Here is a 17,603-nt window from a genome sequence, read left to right on the forward strand (position 1 = left end):
GGGCCGTCCGGCCCCAGGGCGGTGGTGGCTAGGAGTCGGCCCGCCGGGGGACGATGCTCACCGCGCGGTAGTCGTACCCGTCCTGCTTGAAGCCCGGGGCTTCCCAGACGAGGTCGACCCGCTGGCCGGGGGACAGGGTGCGGAAGCCCGGCGCCTGGATGTCGGAGTAGTGCCCGAAGCACCCGCCCGGCGTCTCGGGCGAGTCGAGCACGCCCCAGCCTTCCTCGTCGCGCCACTCACGGACCGTCGCAGTAACCATGGGTGAAGCTTAAGGGTCAGGCTTCCAGCACCCGGCGCTTCTGTTCCTCGAACTCGGCCTCGGACAGCACGCCCTGCGCCTTGAGCTCGCCGAGCTGCTTGAGCTGCTCGATCTTGTCCGTCATGTCGGGGGCCGCCGCCGGCGGCGCCGCGTACGACGTCGGCTGGGGCGGCTGCGGCGCGGCCTGGTACTGCTCCTGTGCCGCCCATCGCCCCTGCTGCCGGCGGCTCACACGGTTCGACACGGCGGTCGCGGTCCCGGCCACGACGGCGGTGCGGGCCACCCCGCGAAGAAGACCTGGCATGACTGATCCCTTTCTGCGTCAGCCGTCATCGGCCGTCGTTCAGGACGTGGCCTCGACCTCGTCGAGGGCGGCGGCCAGCGCGTTCACCGGAATCCGTCCCGAGGCGACCAGCCGGGCACCGCCACGGCGCAGGGCGCCGGCGAAGGGCGCGGCCCACCGGTTCTCGTAGACCAGGATGCCCGCGGAACTGTCCGGCTCCAGTGCGTTGGCCGCCTCCTCGAGGTCGTCCTGGCCCAGCAGCCCGGACGACGCGCCCTCGAAGACGGAGAGGTCGAGCTGTCCGTCACCGGTGAAGTCGGCGATCTCCATGCCGGTCACCGTTCCGTCGGCGTCCTTCCTGACGAACATCAGGTCCAGAATGCGAATGATGCCGCGGTCCACCAGGTCGACCAGGAGAGGGAAGCCCTCGCCTGTCATCCGGTTGCCGGGGAATTCGACGACCAGGTAGTCGATCGGGCCCACTTCTTCGAGTTCCTCGCTCACGCTGTCACCCCTGGTGCTCACGACTGCCCCCAGCGACACCCCCTCGCCTCAATTGCAGCACCGGCCCGCTGTCCGCGCATTTCTGGAGGCCCCGAGCAGGCGCCCACCACCAGATCCGCCCGCCCCCGCGTCCCCGCCACCAGCTCGGCGTTGCGCTGGTCCGACCTCATCACCCACGCCACCGCCTCCTCGTGGGTCTTGCCGAACTCCTCGTGGCGGGCGATCAGGCGGCGCAGGCGTTCGGCCTCGTCGAGTTCGCAGAACCAGACCTCGTCGAGCTGGGGGCGTACGCGGGACCAGGCGCCCGTCTCCAGCAGGAGGTAGTTGCCCTCGGTCACCACCAGGCGGGCGCTCGGCGGTACCGGGATGGTGCCGGCGATCGGCTGCTCCAGAACCCGCTCGAAGCCCGGCGCGTACACCACCTCCCCGTCCGCCTCCTCCCGCAGGCGCCGCAGCAGTGCCGCGTACCCGGCCGCGTCGAAGGTGTCCGGCGCGCCCTTGCGGTCACGGCGGCCGAGCCGGTCCAGTTCGGCGCCGGCGAGGTGGAAGCCGTCCATCGGGACGTGGGCGACCCAGGGGGTGCCCGACCCGTTCAGGTCCCGGACCAGGCGTTCGGCGAGTGTTGTTTTGCCCGCGCCCGGGCTGCCCGCGATGCCGAGGATCGCGCGGTGCCCGGAGGCGGTGAGGGACCGGGCGCGGGCGAGGAGAGCGTCGAAGGTCTGCGGCACGCACCGAGTCTTTCATCCGCTCCCGCGCCCGCCGCCGGGATCCCGTCAGGCACCTGGCCGAACTCGACCCTGCGCATCCGCCTCACGCGAGTTAGTTTGTCCGTGTTTTCTCCCGTTTCCCTGGCTGCGGGCCTCGGACGGCCGGGCACGGGTCGTAGGGGCCTTACGACCCGCGGCGGTAAGGGGTGGACGATGGCGCACGGCACGAACGCGATGCTGGCGGGTATGGGGCGACGCGAGGCGGCGGCCGTGTCCGGCAGATCCTGGCGGACGCGCGGCGACGCCCTGCTCGCGGCGGTGGCCGGTGCCTTCACCGCCGCACAACTCCTGCTCGTGCCCCCGGACATGGGCCTCGGCTGGGACGAGACGGTCTACGTCAGCCAGGTCGGCGACCAGGCCCCGCCCGCCTTCTTCAGCGCACCCCGCGCCCGGGGCGTCTCCGTGCTCGTCGCGCCGGTCGCCTCCTGGTCGGAGTCCACCAGCCTGCTGCGGATCTACCTCGCCGTCGCCTCCGGCCTCGCCCTCTACCTCGCCCTGCGCGCCTGGCGCGGCCTGTTCCCGCCCCGGGTCCTGGCCGCCGGGGGCGCCCTGTTCGCCTCGCTGTGGGTGACGCTCTTCTACGCCCCGCAGGCCATGCCCAACCTCTGGGTCGCCATCGGCGCCCTGCTCTCCGTCGGCTGCTTCCTGCGCGCCCGCGCCGCGGACCGGCCCGACCGGCGGGCCCTGTGGGGCGTGGCCGTCGGCACGGCCCTGATGGCGGTGATGCGTCCGACCGACGCCGTCTGGGTCGCCCTCCCGCTGCTCGTCACCGCCCTGGTCCCGCGGCACTGGCGGCTCGGGCTCGTCACCGCGGCCGGCCTGCTCGCGGGTGCCGTCCCGTGGGTGGTCGAGGCGTTCACCTCCTACGGCGGACTGCGCGAGCGGCTCGCCGAGGCCTCCCGGGTCCAGGGCGGCCTCGGCGGGCACCTCGCCGTGGACGACCAGATGCGGAGCCTGGTCGGACGTACCCTGTGCCGGCCGTGCTCCGGACCCATGCCCGAGCCCGTCGTCATGGTGTGGTGGGTGCTGCTCCCGCTGCTCGCCGTCCTCGGGCTCGTCGTCGCCGTACGGGCGCGCCGCACCGCGCGCACGCTCGTACCGCTCCTGTGCGCCACCACCGCGGCCGTCCCCTACCTGTTCCTGATCGGCTACGCGGCCCCCCGTTTCCTGCTGCCCGCCTACGCGCTGCTGGCCGTCCCCGTCGCCGACGGCCTGCTGCATCCGGTCACCACTCCCGACGGGCGGTGGCGGCCGGTCGCCGCGAGCGTTCTGGCGGTCGCGGTGGCCGCGCACCTGGCCGTGCAGTTCGCGGTCCTGAACCACATCGTGGACCGCACCGTGCGCGACCACGGAGTCTGGGCCCGGGACGTCGCGGAGCTGCACGCCCTCGGCGTCCGCCCGCCCTGTCTGCTCACCGGCCACGAGGCGATCCCGATCGCCTATTACGCGGGCTGTTCCTCGGGCGCGATCCGGGGCAACAACGCCAATATGACGAAGGCGGAGATTGTGCGCACCGCACGCGTCGAACCGGTCGCCGCGCTCAGCGTGCCCGGCGGTGTCCCGCCCTCCTACGCCCGGGGCTGGCAGCTGCACCGGCTCGAGGGCATGGACGTCCGGGTCGCACCGGCCGCGCGTGCGGGCGGAGCCGGATGACGACCGAGCCGCTCACCCCCACCCCCGCCCCCACCCGCAGACGGGCCGCCTACTGGCACACCGCGCTCACCGTCACCGTTCTCGTCGCCGCCTGCTGGCTGGCCCGGCGGCACTGGCCGACGCTGGAGACGGGCGCGGTGCGGCTCGCCGTGGCGGACCAGGGATGGCTGCTCGTCGCCGCCACGGCGGCCCTCGGCACCTGGCTGTGCGCCTCGCTCGCCCAGCAGGGCGCCGTACCCGAGCGGCTGCCCCGAGGTCGCCTGGTCGCCGCGCAGTTCGCCGCGTCCGCGGCCAATCACGTACTGCCCGCCGGGCTCGGCGCGGGCGCCGTGAACCTGCGCTTCCTGATGCGCTGCGGACTGACCGCCGCCCGCGCGGCCACCGCTGTCGCCGTCAAGGGCCTCGCCGGAGTGATCGTGCGCGCGGCCCTGATCGCCGGGCTCGCCGTCGCCTGTCCCGGCGTGCTGCGCCTTCCGGACGTCTCCCCGGTGGTACCGCTCGCCACCGCGGGCGGCCTCGCACTCCTGGCCTGGCTGCTCCGCCGCCGCTGCCGACGGCTCCTGCGCACCGCCGTCGAGGACGTCCGGGCCGTGCACGCCCAGCCGCAGCGGGCGGCGGCGCTGTGGGGCGGCTCGCTCGCCTTCGCCGTACTGCACTGTCTGGTACTGATCGCCGTCACCCAGGCCGTCGGCCTGCCGCTGCCGCCCCTGCGGGTGGCGCTGCTCTACCTCGCCGCCAGCAGCGCGGCCGCCCTGCTGCCCACCCCCGGCGGACTCGGCTCCCTCGACGCCGCGCTCGCGTTCGCGCTGACGGCGGCCGGGGCGCCCGGCGCCGCTGCCGCCTCCGCCGTCCTCGGCTACCGTCTGCTGACGATGTGGCTGCCGCTGCTGCCGGGACTGCTGGTGCTCGCGGTGCTGATCCGGCGCAAGGCCCTGTGACCGGCGCGGAGTTTCCCGCGCGCACGCTCCAGGTAGGACTCCCGTTGTCGGACCGCGGACGAGGGGGAGTGCCATGACACAGGGCGAGTACGGCGGAGGACTGGACGAGGAGTTCTTCGTCCCGGGGTCCTCCTCCTTCTCCGAGTTCCTCGCGGTCCACCGCCCGGAACTGCTCAGCACCCGCCGGGTGTTGCCGGACGGCGTACGGGCCGCACCCGACCAGGTGCCGCACGGCACCACCGTGCTCGCCCTGACCTACGCGGACGGAGTGCTGATCGCCGGGGACCGCCGGGCCACGATGGGCAACCTGATCGCCCAGCGCGATCTGGAGAAGGTGCACCCGGCGGACGACCACACCGCCGTCGCCTTCGCCGGGACCGTCGGACTCGCCCTCGACATGGTGAAGCTCTACCAGGTGGAGCTGACCCACTTCGAGAAGATCGAGGGCATCCCGATGACCCTCAACGCCAAGGCGCGGCGCCTCGCGGGCATGATCCGGGAGAACCTCGGCCAGGCCATGCAGGGACTCGCCGTCGTCCCCCTCCTCACCGGCTACGACGCCTCCAGGCCCGAGGGGGAACACGGCCGCATCTTCAGCTTCGACCTGGCCGGGGGACTCTACGAGAAGAAGGACTTCCACGCCGAGGGCTCCGGATCTCCTTACGCGCGGGGCGCGTTGAAGAAGCTGTTCCACCGGGGCATGTCCCGCCGCGACGCGTCCCTGGCGGCGCTCCAGGCGCTCTGGGACGCGGCCGACGACGACTCCGCGACCGGCGGCCCGGACCTCAGCAGGCGGATCTACCCGATCGTCTCGGTCATCACCGAGGACGGCTTCGAGCGGCTGCCCGAAGCCGAGACGGAACAGCTGAGCCGTGAGATGGTCGAACAGCGCCGCAGCCGCCCGGACGGCCCGAACGCCATCCCGTGAGCTCAGCCCCTCGGCAGCAACTCCTTGTGCCACTTGGTGAGTTGTCTGACGGGGTCCCCGGTGTAGGACCACGGGGTGCGGGTCGCCCGGCGGCCCGTCATCCGCAGCAGCGAGGCGGCGATGTCCGGAAGCCCGGCGAGGCAGGCGGCATGCGTCAGGCAGTGCAGATCGCGCAGTTCGCCCGGGGCGACCGCCGTCGCGGTGCGGCCCGTCACCCAGCGCTGCCAGGTCCGCCGTACGTCGCCCACCGCGCCGTCGTGGTCCCAGTGCTGCCCGAGACCCATCGCGGAGGTCTGTCCGTGGGCGGCGTCCAGGGCGTAGCGGTACTCCTCGACGCGGGCGTACTGGACCAGGACCGGCAGCGGGCAGCCCGCCGGGGCCGCGCCGGCCGCGTCGCGGGCGAAGTCGTACATCAGGCCGTGGGTGCCGTGCCAGCGCGCCGAGTAGTAGTGCAGTACCTGCAGGTGCCCCTCGACGCTGTACGGGTCGCGCCGGTGCAGCTCGTCCCACCAGCGCGCCAGTTCCCGCCGCCGCACCCCGGACGGGTACAGCCGCGCCACGGAGATCAGTGAGATCCACGGCGTGGGATCGTCGACGTAGGCCTCGGCCGCCCGCAGGCACGCCAGTACGGCCGTGTCGACGCGCTGTTGGTCGATGGGCGTGCCCCGGCCCGCGGCGATGGCCAGATTGAAGGCCCGGGCCGTCTCGGTGGCCGCCCGCAGCACCAGCGCGTCGGCGCTGTTCGGCTCGGCGGCCAGCCAGGACTCCATCGTGGAGCTTCCGGCGCAGGCCTGGGCCAGCGTCCGCACCCGGTGACCCCGGGAGAGCCAGTCGGGTCCGGTGGTGCGCAGCAGATCGCGCAGTCCCTGCCAGCGTCCGATGACGATGTCCTGGCGGGCGGAGGTCAGGGGTGCGTCCCCGCAGTCGGGGTCGAAGTCGGGAGTGAAGCGCTCGCGCGCCATCGCGGGCCCCCTCAGAAGTCGGTGGGGAGGCCCTCGTGGACGCGGGCGTGCTCGGGCGGGCGGCCGGCGGGGACGTACTCGGTCGCGACGGTGTGCGTGGCGTCCAGCTTCGCGGGCCGGTAGTAGTCGCTGCCGCGGCGCCAGTACCAGAACATCGGGATCAGACCCGCGGCCAGGCCGCCGACGCCGATCGCGACGGCGGCGGGGCTGAGCTCGCCGAGCGACTCCACGAACACCCAGAACATGAACAGGGCGCCGAACAGCGGCCAGATTCCGCCGAAGACGAAGTTGGCCGGCGACTTCAGCAGCATCTTGCGGTAGGCGACGACGACCGCGAGGCCGGTCAGGCCGTAGTAGACGGCGATCTGCAGGCCGATCGCGGAGATGGCGTCGGAGAGGATGTCGCCGACCGTGCCGAGGGCGTTGGAGGCGACGAACATCGCGAGGGCCACCGCGCCCACCACGGCGACGGCCACCCACGGCGTGTTCCAGGTGCGGTGGACCTTCCCCAGCGCGGACGGCATCGTACGGTCGCGGCCCATCGCGAACAGCGAGCGGGTGACCTGGATGAGCGTGGTCTCCAGGGTGGCGACGGTGGACAGCATGACCGCGACGATCAGCAGCTTTCCGCCCCACCCGGGCCAGATCTCCTCGCCTAGAACGGCCAGCACGTTGGCCTCGTTGGCCTGGATCTGGTCCGCGGAGAGGATGACGTTCACCGCGATGGTGAACACCTCGAACAGCAGGAAGACGACACCGACCCCGATCAGGCCCGCGAGTCCGGTCGTCCGGCGGCTGTTGCGGGTCTCCTCACTGAGGTTGCTGGTGACGTCCCAGCCCCAGTAGTAGAACGCGGCGATCAACGCGCCCGAGGCGAAGCCCGACACGCCGTCGAACTGGCCGAGTCCGAGCCAGGACCAGTCGAAGGCGCGGGCGTTGTCGGTGTGGAAGACGGCCAGCACCGCGAACAGTGCGAGCAGGGCGAGTTCTACGCCGGACATGACGAGCTGCGCGCGGACGGTGAGCCGGGCACCGCCCAGCACCACCAGCAGCATGAGCAGGAACCAGGCCGCGCCGACCAGCGTGGACAGCGCGGTGTTGTCGGCGAGTTCGGCGTCGAACAGGGCGAGCGTCATCGAACCGGCGGGCAGCGAACCGGCCACCATGAAGATGGTCGCCGACACCACCAGCGCCCAGCCGCTCATAAAGCCCAGGAAGGGATGGAGAGTTCGGCCCACCCACGAGTAACTGGCGCCCGCGTTCACATCGATGCGGCCGAGATAGCTGAACGCCAGCGCGATGCCGAGCATGGGTATCGCGCAGTACAGCAGCGCGGCCGGACTGGCGGTCCCCACCACGCCGACCAGGACCGCGGTGGTCGCGGCGAGCGAGTACGCCGGGGCGCTGCCCGCGACCGCCATCACCACCGTGTCGAACGTACCGAGGGCGCCTGCCTGAAGCCCTCTGCCCCTGTTGTTGCTCATGGCCTGTGCTGCTTTCCGTCGTGCACGCCGCCGGGGCACCGAGGGGCCCGACGCCGTATGGGGGGTGGGGGGTTGCACCCGCCCGGGGCCGTGGAGGGATGGCCTCGGGCCGGGGGCGGCGAAAAGTGTTGGAGCGGTCGGGGTCGTGCAGCCGCAGAGTCGGCGTACGATCACACCGCGTGTGCACGTGATGAGTGATGATAGCCCCACGGCCGACTGCCCAGGACCGGCCGGGTGGTTGGCGGACGCGGATCGGGAAACGCGGTTCGGGAGACAGGAGAGAAACCAGCGCCCACGAGTACACGCAGGAGGCAGGCATGGGCACGGACCGCGGCGATCCCGGGTCTATGGCGGACGACGCCTATCAGCCCACCGGTACCAACGAGGAACAGCAGGACGCGGCTCCGCTCGACCTCCAGGACGCGGTGGACGAACGGACCTACGACGACATCCTCGACGAGGGCTACTCACCGCCGGAGAAACCGCTCGGCGTGACCAAGTACGGCACCACGGCCGCCGAACAGCACGAGGGCGAGACCCTCGACCAGCGCCTCGCCCAGGAGGTCCCGGAGGAGTCCGGCGCCGCGGCCGAGGAGGGCGAACCCACCGACCCGGAGACGGGCGACCGGCGCGCCGGCCGCCTGGTCGCCCCGGACGAGGGCGCCCACCCCGACACCACCAAGGACGAGATCGCCTTCGACGCGGGCGTGGACGGCGGAGCGGCGGGCGCCGAGGAGGCCGCCGTACACGTAGTGGAGGACGACGGCCGCCTCCCGGACGGGGAGGACGGCACGGTCTGACGGCGGCGGGAGGTCGCCGTCGCGTCCTAGTCGTCCATCTGGTCCACCTGCCGGAGGCGGTTGGTGGCGTCCAGGGCCGCGACCTTGTAGGACTCCGCCAGCGTCGGGTAGTTGAACACCGCGTCGACCAGGTAGTCGACCGTGCCGCCGCAGCCCATCACCGTCTGGCCTATGTGGATCAGCTCGGTCGCCCCGGAGCCGAAGCAGTGCACGCCGAGCAGGGTGCGGTCCACGGGCGAGACCAGCAGCTTCAGCATGCCGTGGGAGTCGCCGACGATCTGTCCGCGGGCCAGCTCCCGGTAGCGGGAGATGCCGACCTCGAAGGGGACGCGGTCGTCGGTGAGCTGGTCCTCGGTACGGCCGACGAAGCTGATCTCCGGGATGGTGTAGATGCCGATGGGCTGGAGGTGGTGCATCCGGCCGACGGGTTCCCCGAAGGCGTGGTACGCGGCCGTGCGGCCCTGTTCCATGGAGGTCGCGGCCAGCGCCGGGTAGCCGATGACGTCGCCGACGGCATAGATGTGCGGCACCTCGGTGCGGTAGTGCTCATCGACCGAGATCCGGCCGCGCGGGTCCGCGGACAGCCCGGCCTTGTCCAGGTCGAGCCCGTCGGTGAGGCCCTGCCGGCCCGCCGAGTACATCACCGCGTCGGCGGGAATCTTCTTGCCGCTCTCCAGCACGGTCAGCGTGCCCCTGGGGTGCCGCTCCACCGAGGCCACCGTCTCGCCGAAGCGGAAGGTCACCGCCAGGTCCCGCAGCTGGTACTTGAGCGACTCCACGATCTCGACGTCGCACATGTCGAGCATCCCGGCCCGCTTCTCCACCACGGTGATCTTGCTGCCGAGCGCGGCGAACATGGACGCGTACTCCATGCCGATGACGCCGGCGCCGACGATGACCATCGACCGCGGCACCCGTTCCAGGGCGAGCACGTTGTCCGAGTCCATGATCGTGCGGCCGTCGAACTCGACGGTGTCGGGCCGCGCGGGGCGGGTGCCGGTGGCGATCACGATGTGGTCTGCGGTGATCAGCCGTTCATTGCCGGTCACCTCGCGCAGCGCGACGGTGTGGTCGTCGACGAACCGGCCGGTCCCGGCGAAGAGGGCGACCTGGTTGCGGGAGAGCTGGCTGCGGATGACGTCCACCTCGCGCCCCACCACATGCTGGGTGCGCGAGATCAGGTCGGCGACGGTGATGTCCTCCTTGAGGCGGTAACTCTGGCCGTACAGATCGCGCTGGGTGAGACCGGTGAGGTAGAGCACCGCCTCGCGCAAGGTCTTGGAGGGAATGGTGCCGGTGTGGATGGAGACCCCGCCGACCATGTCGGAGCGGTCGATCACGGCCACCCGGCGGCCCAGCTTGGCCGCGGCGATGGCGGCCTTCTGGCCACCCGGACCGGATCCGAGGACGAGCATGTCGAAGTCGGGCACCCTCAGGAGTCTGGCAGCCGGAAGACCGTTTCCGAAAGGGCGGGCCGGAAACGGACGGCGCGAACGTGCCCCGGGGGAGCGGCGGTTGGGCCTTCGGGCGGCCGTCGCGTGAACCCGGCGAGGCGGTCGCGGCGCTACGGCGGGACAATGCCGGTATGGGTGCACGACTCGGTGCCGCGAGCGCGCCCGCCCGGCTGGCCGGCCCCGACGAGGCGATCGGCCGCGACGAACTGGCGCTCGCCACCAGAAACCACGGACTGCCGCTCGAGGCCCTGCGCTACGACCTCACCCCGCCGGGCCTGCACTACGTCCTCACGCACTACGACATCCCGTACGTGCCGGACGTGGCCCCCTGGACCCTCACCCTGCACGGCAGAGTGCGTCGGCCGCTCCGCCTCGGCCTCGCCGACCTGAAGGCGTTCCCCCAGGTCACCACGCGCGTCACGCTGGAGTGCGCGGGCAACGGCCGGGCTCTGCTCACCCCCCGCCCGGTCAGCCAGCCCTGGCTCGTCGAGGCGGTCGGCACGGCCGACTGGACCGGCGTACCGCTGCGGCTGCTGCTCGGCGAGGCCGGGGTGGAGGGCGACGGTGTCGAGGTGGTGTTCACCGGCGCCGACCACGGGGTGGAGCGGGGTGTCGAGCAGGACTACCAGCGCGCCCTCCCGCTGGACGTGGCGCTGGGCACCGACCCCGAGGTCCTGGTCGCGCACACCATGAACGGTGCCCCGCTGCCCCCGCAGCACGGCCGGCCCCTGCGGCTGGTCGTGCCCGGCTGGTACGGCATGGCGCACGTGAAGTGGCTGCGCGAGATCCAGGTCGTCGACGAGCCGTTCACGGGCTTCCAGCAGGCCGTGGCCTACCGGCTGCGGCAGCGTCCCGAGGAGCGGGGCGAGCCCGTCACACGGATCGCGCCGCGGGCATTGCTGGTCCCGCCCGGCTTCCCGGACTTCATGTCCCGGACCCGGGTCGTCGCGCCCGGCCCGGTGGCCCTGGAGGGGCGCGCCTGGTCCGGCCTGGCCCCGGTGGTCCGGGTCGAGGTCAGCACCGACGACGGGCGCGGCTGGCGGCGGGCCGAGGTCGCACCCCGGGGCGGCCACCGGTGGGCATGGCACCGCTGGCGGTACGACTGGACCGCGACACCCGGCGAGCACGTGCTCAGCGCACGGGCCACGGACGCCGACGGGCACACCCAGCCGCTGCGGCAGCCGTGGAACCGCGGCGGCTTCGCCAACAACCTGGTCCAGCGGGTCCGGGTGGTGTGCCCGGACCCGTAGACAGGTCAGGGGAGCATCTTGTCGAGGGCCGCGGGACCCTCCGCCTCCAGCTTCCGCTTGGCCCATTCGAGACTGCGCGGGGTGATGTCCTTGCCCGAGGCAAGGACCAGGTCCTCCGGTGACACTTCGGTGCCGGTGCGGGCGTGGAGCAGGTCGTCCGGGGTGGCACGGTCCTCGGACGGCCCAGACGCGGGCTGTGACGTCGGCATGATCTGCTCCTCGGGTCCGGATCGCTTCCTATCACCATTCAACGCCTTCGTCCGCCGTGCATCCGGAAGGGGACCGCCGCCTGGAAATGACGCACTGATCGGCTCGGCGTCTAATGAAGGAAAGTCATGTCCCGGGTCACGGAGAGATGCCACATACATGTCACCGACTCGCGTGAGCGAGGGGGGAGAGCGCGGGGCTCCCGCGCGGGGGATGCTGCGTCGGCTCGGGGAAACCTGTGCCCGGCATTTCGTCATCGTCATCGTCGCCTGGCTGGTCGCACTCGTCGCCCTGCAGACGCTGAACCACCTGCACGGCGGTGAGTACTCCGACAACTTCTCGCTGTCGCAGTCGCAGTCCCAGAAGGGCCAGGACGTACTCAAGAAGCACGATCCCCAAGCCGGCGGCTACAGCAGCCAAATCGTCGTGCACGACGCGCAGAAGTCCCTGAGCTCACTGGACTCGCAGATGTCCACGACCGTCGGCGACCTGCAGAAGCTGTCGCACGTCCTGTCGGTCCAGAACCCGCTGAACGCCCCGCCCCCCGCCGACGGGCAGCCCAACGTCGGACCGCTGTCCACCGACGGCAAGACGGCCTACATCACCGTCCGTTTCGACGTCCAGCCCTCCACCCTCGGCGACAGCTACCTCAACGGCGTCGACGACGCCGTGCAGCCGCTGCGCTCGGCCGGGGCGGACGTGGAGTACGGCGGACCGCTCGGCGAGCTGGCCCGGCCCGAGGCGGACGACCGGGTGAGCGAACTGATCGGTTTCGGGGTGGCGATCGTCGTTCTGCTCATCGGCTTCGGCAGTGTGATCGCTTCGGTGGTCCCCCTGGTCACCGCGTTGATCGCCGTGGTCGGCGGTCTCGCCTGCCTCGGACTGCTCGCCGCCGCGTTCACCTTCGCCACCGTCTCCCCGACACTCGCCACGATGATCGGCATCGGCGTCGGCATCGACTACGCCCTGTTCCTGATCACGCGTCACCGGCAGAACCTCATGGACGGCGCCGACCCGGTCCACGCCGCCGGACGGGCCACCGCCACCAGCGGCCGGGCCGTGCTGGTCTCCGGCTGCACGGTGATCGTCGCCCTCACCGGCCTGTACGCCTCCGGGGTGTCGTTCATCGGCAAACTCGGCCTGGCCGCCGCGGTGACGGTCGTGACCGCGGTGCTCGGCGCCCTGACCCTCGTACCGGCCCTGCTGGGCCTGATCGGCACCCGGATCGACCGCTACCGGGTACGCAGACCGGTCGCCGAGACCGACGCCGAGCCCGGCGCCACCCCGCACGGCACCTGGCACCGGTACGCCCAGCGCGTGGCACGCCGGCCGTGGCGCTATCTGACCGCCGGGCTCGTGACCGTCGCCGTCCTCGCGATCCCCGTCTTCTCCATGCAGCTCGGTCATATCGGCGACGGCGCCGACCCCACGTCCTTCACGGACCGGCGTGCCTACGACCTGATGTCCGACGCCTTCGGGCCGGGCTCCAACGGCCCGCTGACCGTCGTGGTGGACCAGACCGACGTGCCCGACTCCCAGCGCTCGGACCTCTCCTCGAAGGTGCAGAAGAGCCTCGACGGGGTGTCGGGAGCCGCCGCGGTCACCCCGCTCACGACGACCCAGGACGGGGACGTCCTGATCTCCACCGTGTACTCCAAGGTGTCCCCGCAGAACCCCGACACCACCGACCTGACCAACCGCCTGGTCGACGACACGCTGCCCGGCGCGGTCTCCGGCACCGACGCCAAGGGCTATGTCACCGGCACGACCGCGGCCCAGGTCGACTTCCGGGACATCGTCTCCAGCCGACTGGCCCTCATCATCGGCGTGGTGGTGGCGCTGGCCTTCCTGATCATCCTGGCCGTCTTCCGCGGCCTCCTCGTCGCCGTGAAGGCGGCCGTCCTGAACGTCCTGTCCATCGCCGCCTCCTACGGCGTGGTCGTCGCCGTCTTCCAGTGGGGCTGGGGCGGCCCGGCGCTGGGCGTCAACGGCAAGGTGCCCATCGAGAGCTATGTGCCGATGATGATGTTCGCGATCATCTTCGGGCTGAGCATGGACTACGAGATCTTCCTCCTCTCCCGGGTGCACGAGGCCTGGCTGCGCACCCAGGACGCCAAGGCATCCGTGGCCCACGCCCTGGAGATCACCGCGCGGGTGATCACGTGCGCCGCGCTGATCATGGTGAGCGTCTTCGCCGCTTTCATCGTCAGCGACAACATCGTGGTCAAGATGCTCGGCCTCGGTCTCGCCGTGAGCGTTCTGATCGACGCGACCGTCGTGCGACTGCTCATGGTGCCCGCGGTGATGACCCTGCTCGGACGGCACGCCTGGTGGACGCCCCGCTGGCTGGACCGGATGCTCCCGCACATCGACGCCGAGGGAGAGCACGAGCGGGCCTGACGCCGCCTCAGCCCTGGAACGGTGTCAGTGTCAGCCGGATGCCGGTGGGGGCGGTGTCCTGGATGTACGACGCGAAGTCGGCGACGTCGTCGAAGGCGAAGCCGTACGCCCGCCCGTCCGCGGTGGCCGCGTGCACGGCGGCGGAGTAGTGGTTGGTGAGCGGGCCCTGGTAGAAGGCGGCCGGGTCGGTCGTCGGCTGGGCCGGGTGGGACACGAGCGTCGAACGGTTGAACCCGGCGCCGAGGACCGCCGCGACCGGGCCGGTCGTGCCGTCGTTGGGCGCGGCGAGGGCGCCGTCGCAGAACAGCACGTCCCGGGTCGAGGGCCGGGCGAAGGACACCTGGGCGGGCCCGTCGAAGACGAGCCGATCGCCCCGCACCCGCCCGGTGAACGCGCCCGCATTGGTCGAGACGACGAGAACTCGTCCGGTGTACATGCTCCACACCTCGTCGACGTACGGCGCGAAGTACTCCTTCGGGAACAGCCCCGCGTCCAGCCCGTGCCCGGGCGCGATCACCCGGGTCTCGTCCACCACGAGACGCGCGAACTCCTCTCGCTGCCGTACGGCCGCGAAGACGGACGCCCGCCCGCCGGGGCGCAGCACGCCGGTCGTCTGGTCCTGGGCGCCGGTCAGCCGGATGCCGAGCGGCACGCTGAACATGTCGACCATCGTGGTGTTGCAGAACATCCCGGCGGAGTTGTACGTGAACTCGGCGCAGTCGTGCAGCACCGGGTAGTTGGGGTCCGAGGTCACCCAACCGGCCGGGTACTGCAGCGCCGCGGCGCCGTTGCCGTCGGTCACCGCTTTGAACTTCAGCTTCTGCCCGAGGGCCACGTAGATCCGCCCGGACAGGTAGGGCAGCGTCAGGCGTGTCTCTCCGCTGCCGGCGAGGGGGATCGCGTAATCGGTGAAGCCGTCGGGGCCGTTGTCCGAGAGGGCGACCGGGGCGAGGGTGCCGTCGGGAGTGACCCGGACCTGGCGGCCGTCCTGGTTGCCGACGATGTAGACGTGGACGTTCGCGTTGTCGAAGGAGCCGCTGTCGTTGACGATCGTCAGCGGCAGCCCCGCGGCGGCGCCGGCGTTCGCGGACTCAGTGGATCCGGCGAGGGCGTGCGGGGCGAGGGCGGCGACGGCGGGCGCCGCCACGGCGGTACCGCCGAGGGCGAGGAGCAGCTTGCGGCGGCCGAGTCGGTGCTGGTTGCGGGGTGTCATGTGGGGGGTCTCCCGGAGCGTTGTGGCGGGCAGGCGTGGGGGTTGCCGCTCAGGTGGCGATCACGCCGTCTGAGAGCGCTCTCAGGATGCTCGCCGTCCTCGACCAAATCGAGAGGCCGACGGAAACCGGCGGTCATTTAACCGCGTGCTAAGGGCCCCTTAAGGAGGTAAGGTCGCGATCTTCGGCCGGCGCAAGCCTCCGGAGTCCCGTAGAGGCCGACCACATGCCCCCTGACGACGTCACCCCCGCACAGCTCCGACTCGACCGTGCCCTGGACGACCTGTCCGTCACCTTCCGCGGGATGACCGCCCGCAGCCACGAAACCCAGTGCACCTGCCACTGGGGCGGCGACGAGGAGCTGGAGCTGCTGAAGATCCCGGACGTGGAGCTGGAGGCGGACCTGCTGCGCCGTACCTGGGACGCCCCCGACTGGACGGACCACGGCGCGGTCCTGCGCCGCATCCTGCCGCAGTTCGCCCGGGAGCTGGTCGGTGGCCGGGTGGCGCCCATGTTCGGCATGCACGAGGTCGGCCGGTCGTTCGCGCGCGGCCACTGGCGGCGGTGGCCCCTCCAACAGAGCCTCGCCGTGTGGCAGTTCCTGCACGCCTGGTGGGCGCACAGCCTCAAGAACCCGGATCCCGCCGTGCCGGTGCACGAGCTGCTCGCCCTGTGCGCCGAGGCGTCGGGCACACTCACCCCGTGGCTCACCGCCTGGGAAGCACTCGACGACCCCGTCGCGGACCGGCACTTGGCCCTGGCGGCCGACGAGTGGGAGTACCCCCTGCTCGGCGACGAGCTCCCCTGGGACACCTGGGAGGACGAGGACGCCCTGCGCACCGAACTGGCCTCCTGGCTTGTCCGGTACGCCCCGGATCGACTGCGTGCCCTGGACGACGTACCGGACGAACTCCTGCACCGCATACGCCTGATCGGTCTCACCGGCCCCGACCGCTGGGAGGACCCGCACTACCCGCACCGCGCCTACTGAGGGGGCGGGCCGCGCTGAGCGGTCGTCAGGTCAGCACGGTCTCCCACGTGTCGACGGCGAAGTGGACCGTCATGCCGTGGCGGGCGTACAGGCCGGGCGCGCCCGTGGCGTTGCCGGTGTCCACGCCGAGGCCGACCGTGTCCCGGCCGCGTTCGGCGAAGGCGGCGAACGCGTGCCGCAGCAGCAGACCGCCGAGACCCCGGGCACGGGCCTCGCGCAGGACGCCGATGCTGCGGATCCAGCCCATCGCCTCGCGGTCGTTGCGCGCGAGGAGGAAGCCGACGTCGCCCTGCTCCTCGGTGCTCACGATCCACACCAGGGACCAGTCGAGGGTCTCGGCGTCGACGTCGTGCAGCCACTGCTCGTAGGAGCGCGGCTGGAAGTCGAAGTGCTCGGCGAAGGTGGCCTGGTAAAGGGCGTGGACGCGCTCGCGGTCCGCCTCGTCGGCGCAGGCCCGCAGCCGTACACCGGGCGGGGTCCGGGGAGTGAGGTCCGTGGCGGGATCCACCGGGCGGTGCAGTACGTGGTAACGCCGTACGACGGACCAGCCGCGCTCCTCGATCAGCGAAGTGTCCAGCGTGGGCTCGATGTTGAGGTGGAGGTGGACCACGGCCCTGGACGCGCCGTTCGCGCGCGCCCTGGCCAGGGCCCTGGCCTCGAGCGCCGTGAACAGCCGCTGCCCGGCCTCCTGGTGGTCGGGCAGCACATAGTGGTCGGCGTCGACGCGCTCGCCGTTCGACTCGTCCCACACCAGCGCGTAGGCCACCAGCCGGTCCTCGTGGAAGGCCAGCCAGGAGTCCTGGGACAGATCGGCCTCGGGGTGCTTGAGATCGGCCTCGACGGTGTGGAGGTCGGTCTCGGGCCGGCCGATCTCGAGCACATCGACCTGGTTGAGCAGCTCGGTGACGGCGGGCGCGTCGGTGAGGTCGGCCGGGCGTATGACGTAGGGCATGCCGTCAGGGTCCGGCCCCGGGACGGCCGACCGCAACGGAATAAAACGCTAGGCGCCTTCGACCGTCGCCGTGACCGGTGTGCCCGCCTCGATCGTCTTGCTGACCGTGCAGAGCCGGTCGTGAGAGGTCTTCACCGCGCGGGGGAGGATCGCTCGGGCGCGGTCGCCGCCCTCGCCCTCGGGGAAGGCGACGGAGAAGGTGACCTGAAGGTCGATCATCCGGTTGCCCTCCTCGTCGCTGACCTTGTGGCCGGTCACGGTGACCGTGAACCGGTCGGGTTCCGCGTGGCGGGTGGTGGCGACGTCCACGTCGGCCATGGTGCAGCCGCCGATCGCGGCGAGCAGCAGTTCCACGGGGGTGAAGTCGGCGCCCTCGGTGCCGAACTCGATCGTGCCGCCGCGGGCGTTGACCGCGGTGAAGTGGCCGGTGGCGGTCCGCTCGACGGTGACGGAGCGCAGGGAGTTGTCGGTCATGCCGCAGACCCTAATCGCGCCCGCCTCGGGAAAATGTGTGGACGCACCCGGGGAAGATCCCCTACGTTGTGATCATCACGCCTCGA

18 protein-coding genes are annotated in these 17,603 nt (G+C 71.8%); 7 read left to right on the plus strand and 11 right to left on the minus strand.

The window, feature by feature from the left end:
- Positions 1–28 precede the first annotated feature (28 nt).
- The 4 genes from AC068Z_RS04990 to AC068Z_RS05005 are packed head-to-tail and all read right to left on the minus strand — an operon-like array spanning position 29 to position 1,774.
- A complete protein-coding gene (locus tag AC068Z_RS04990; RefSeq protein WP_478552397.1) occupies positions 29–259 on the minus strand; it encodes a cold-shock protein in 231 nt (76 codons plus the stop codon).
- A gap of 16 nt (positions 260–275) precedes the next feature.
- The gene (locus AC068Z_RS04995) at positions 276–563 is read right to left on the minus strand and encodes an SHOCT domain-containing protein (RefSeq protein ID WP_478552399.1); all 288 of its coding nucleotides are present in this window, start codon (positions 561–563) and stop codon (positions 276–278) included.
- A gap of 39 nt (positions 564–602) precedes the next feature.
- Positions 603–1,046 carry a DUF6325 family protein gene (locus AC068Z_RS05000; protein ID WP_478552401.1) on the minus strand — a complete coding sequence of 148 codons (444 nt, stop codon included), beginning with the start codon at positions 1,044–1,046 and terminating at the stop codon, positions 603–605.
- Between the two features lie 17 nt (positions 1,047–1,063).
- Positions 1,064–1,774 carry a nucleoside/nucleotide kinase family protein gene (locus AC068Z_RS05005; protein ID WP_478552402.1) on the minus strand — a complete coding sequence of 237 codons (711 nt, stop codon included), beginning with the start codon at positions 1,772–1,774 and terminating at the stop codon, positions 1,064–1,066.
- 192 nt (positions 1,775–1,966) lie between these two features.
- Here AC068Z_RS05005 and AC068Z_RS05010 point away from each other — a divergent pair, with 192 nt between their 5' ends.
- The 3 genes from AC068Z_RS05010 (at position 1,967) to prcB (ending at position 5,332) form a co-directional block, all read left to right on the plus strand.
- Entirely contained in the window at positions 1,967–3,466 is a 1,500-nt protein-coding gene (locus AC068Z_RS05010) for a hypothetical protein (RefSeq protein WP_478552404.1), read from the plus strand.
- On the plus strand, positions 3,463–4,404 hold the full coding sequence (locus tag AC068Z_RS05015; protein WP_478552406.1) for a lysylphosphatidylglycerol synthase domain-containing protein: 942 nt from the start codon (positions 3,463–3,465) through the stop codon (positions 4,402–4,404). Before AC068Z_RS05010 ends, AC068Z_RS05015 begins: the two co-directional genes overlap by 4 nt.
- Before the next feature lie 73 nt (positions 4,405–4,477).
- On the plus strand, positions 4,478–5,332 hold the full coding sequence (prcB, locus tag AC068Z_RS05020) for a proteasome subunit beta (RefSeq protein ID WP_478552408.1): 855 nt from the start codon (positions 4,478–4,480) through the stop codon (positions 5,330–5,332).
- Between the two features lie 2 nt (positions 5,333–5,334).
- Here the strand turns inward: prcB and AC068Z_RS05025 are convergent, their stop codons facing one another.
- Both AC068Z_RS05025 and AC068Z_RS05030 read right to left on the minus strand, forming a co-directional pair.
- Positions 5,335–6,294 carry a hypothetical protein gene (locus AC068Z_RS05025; protein WP_478552410.1) on the minus strand — a complete coding sequence of 320 codons (960 nt, stop codon included), beginning with the start codon at positions 6,292–6,294 and terminating at the stop codon, positions 5,335–5,337.
- An 11-nt stretch (positions 6,295–6,305) separates the two neighbouring features.
- Positions 6,306–7,778 (minus strand): APC family permease, encoded by a 1,473-nt coding sequence (locus AC068Z_RS05030; protein ID WP_478552411.1) that lies wholly within the window; start codon positions 7,776–7,778, stop codon positions 6,306–6,308.
- Between the two features lie 317 nt (positions 7,779–8,095).
- Here AC068Z_RS05030 and AC068Z_RS05035 point away from each other — a divergent pair, with 317 nt between their 5' ends.
- Positions 8,096–8,578, plus strand: a complete 483-nt coding sequence (locus AC068Z_RS05035; protein WP_478552413.1) for a DUF5709 domain-containing protein — start codon at positions 8,096–8,098, stop codon at positions 8,576–8,578.
- Between the two features lie 26 nt (positions 8,579–8,604).
- On the opposite strand, the gene sthA is transcribed toward AC068Z_RS05035, so the two are convergent.
- Positions 8,605–10,008, minus strand: coding sequence for a Si-specific NAD(P)(+) transhydrogenase (gene sthA / locus AC068Z_RS05040; RefSeq protein ID WP_478552415.1), 1,404 nt, complete (start codon positions 10,006–10,008; stop codon positions 8,605–8,607).
- Positions 10,009–10,163: 155 nt separating this feature from the next.
- Between sthA and AC068Z_RS05045 the strand changes: the two genes are divergently transcribed.
- On the plus strand, positions 10,164–11,282 hold the full coding sequence (locus AC068Z_RS05045; RefSeq protein WP_478552417.1) for a sulfite oxidase: 1,119 nt from the start codon (positions 10,164–10,166) through the stop codon (positions 11,280–11,282).
- A 5-nt stretch (positions 11,283–11,287) separates the two neighbouring features.
- On the opposite strand, the gene AC068Z_RS05050 is transcribed toward AC068Z_RS05045, so the two are convergent.
- Positions 11,288–11,491 carry a hypothetical protein gene (locus AC068Z_RS05050; protein WP_478552419.1) on the minus strand — a complete coding sequence of 68 codons (204 nt, stop codon included), beginning with the start codon at positions 11,489–11,491 and terminating at the stop codon, positions 11,288–11,290.
- A 157-nt stretch (positions 11,492–11,648) separates the two neighbouring features.
- Between AC068Z_RS05050 and AC068Z_RS05055 the strand changes: the two genes are divergently transcribed.
- The gene (locus tag AC068Z_RS05055) at positions 11,649–13,889 is read left to right on the plus strand and encodes an MMPL family transporter (RefSeq protein WP_478552421.1); all 2,241 of its coding nucleotides are present in this window, start codon (positions 11,649–11,651) and stop codon (positions 13,887–13,889) included.
- Between the two features lie 7 nt (positions 13,890–13,896).
- On the opposite strand, the gene AC068Z_RS05060 is transcribed toward AC068Z_RS05055, so the two are convergent.
- The gene (locus AC068Z_RS05060; RefSeq protein ID WP_478552423.1) at positions 13,897–15,102 is read right to left on the minus strand and encodes a glycoside hydrolase family 64 protein; all 1,206 of its coding nucleotides are present in this window, start codon (positions 15,100–15,102) and stop codon (positions 13,897–13,899) included.
- Positions 15,103–15,326: 224 nt separating this feature from the next.
- On the opposite strand from AC068Z_RS05060, the gene AC068Z_RS05065 reads away from it, so the two are divergent.
- On the plus strand, positions 15,327–16,091 hold the full coding sequence (locus AC068Z_RS05065; protein WP_478552424.1) for a hypothetical protein: 765 nt from the start codon (positions 15,327–15,329) through the stop codon (positions 16,089–16,091).
- Between the two features lie 25 nt (positions 16,092–16,116).
- Here the strand turns inward: AC068Z_RS05065 and AC068Z_RS05070 are convergent, their stop codons facing one another.
- Both AC068Z_RS05070 and AC068Z_RS05075 read right to left on the minus strand, forming a co-directional pair.
- The gene (locus AC068Z_RS05070) at positions 16,117–17,043 is read right to left on the minus strand and encodes an N-acetyltransferase family protein (RefSeq protein ID WP_478552426.1); all 927 of its coding nucleotides are present in this window, start codon (positions 17,041–17,043) and stop codon (positions 16,117–16,119) included.
- Positions 17,044–17,091: 48 nt separating this feature from the next.
- Entirely contained in the window at positions 17,092–17,517 is a 426-nt protein-coding gene (locus tag AC068Z_RS05075) for an OsmC family protein (protein ID WP_478552428.1), read from the minus strand.
- Positions 17,518–17,603: the final 86 nt, after the last annotated feature.

The organism is Streptomyces sp. NPDC043726, assembly GCF_056436565.1.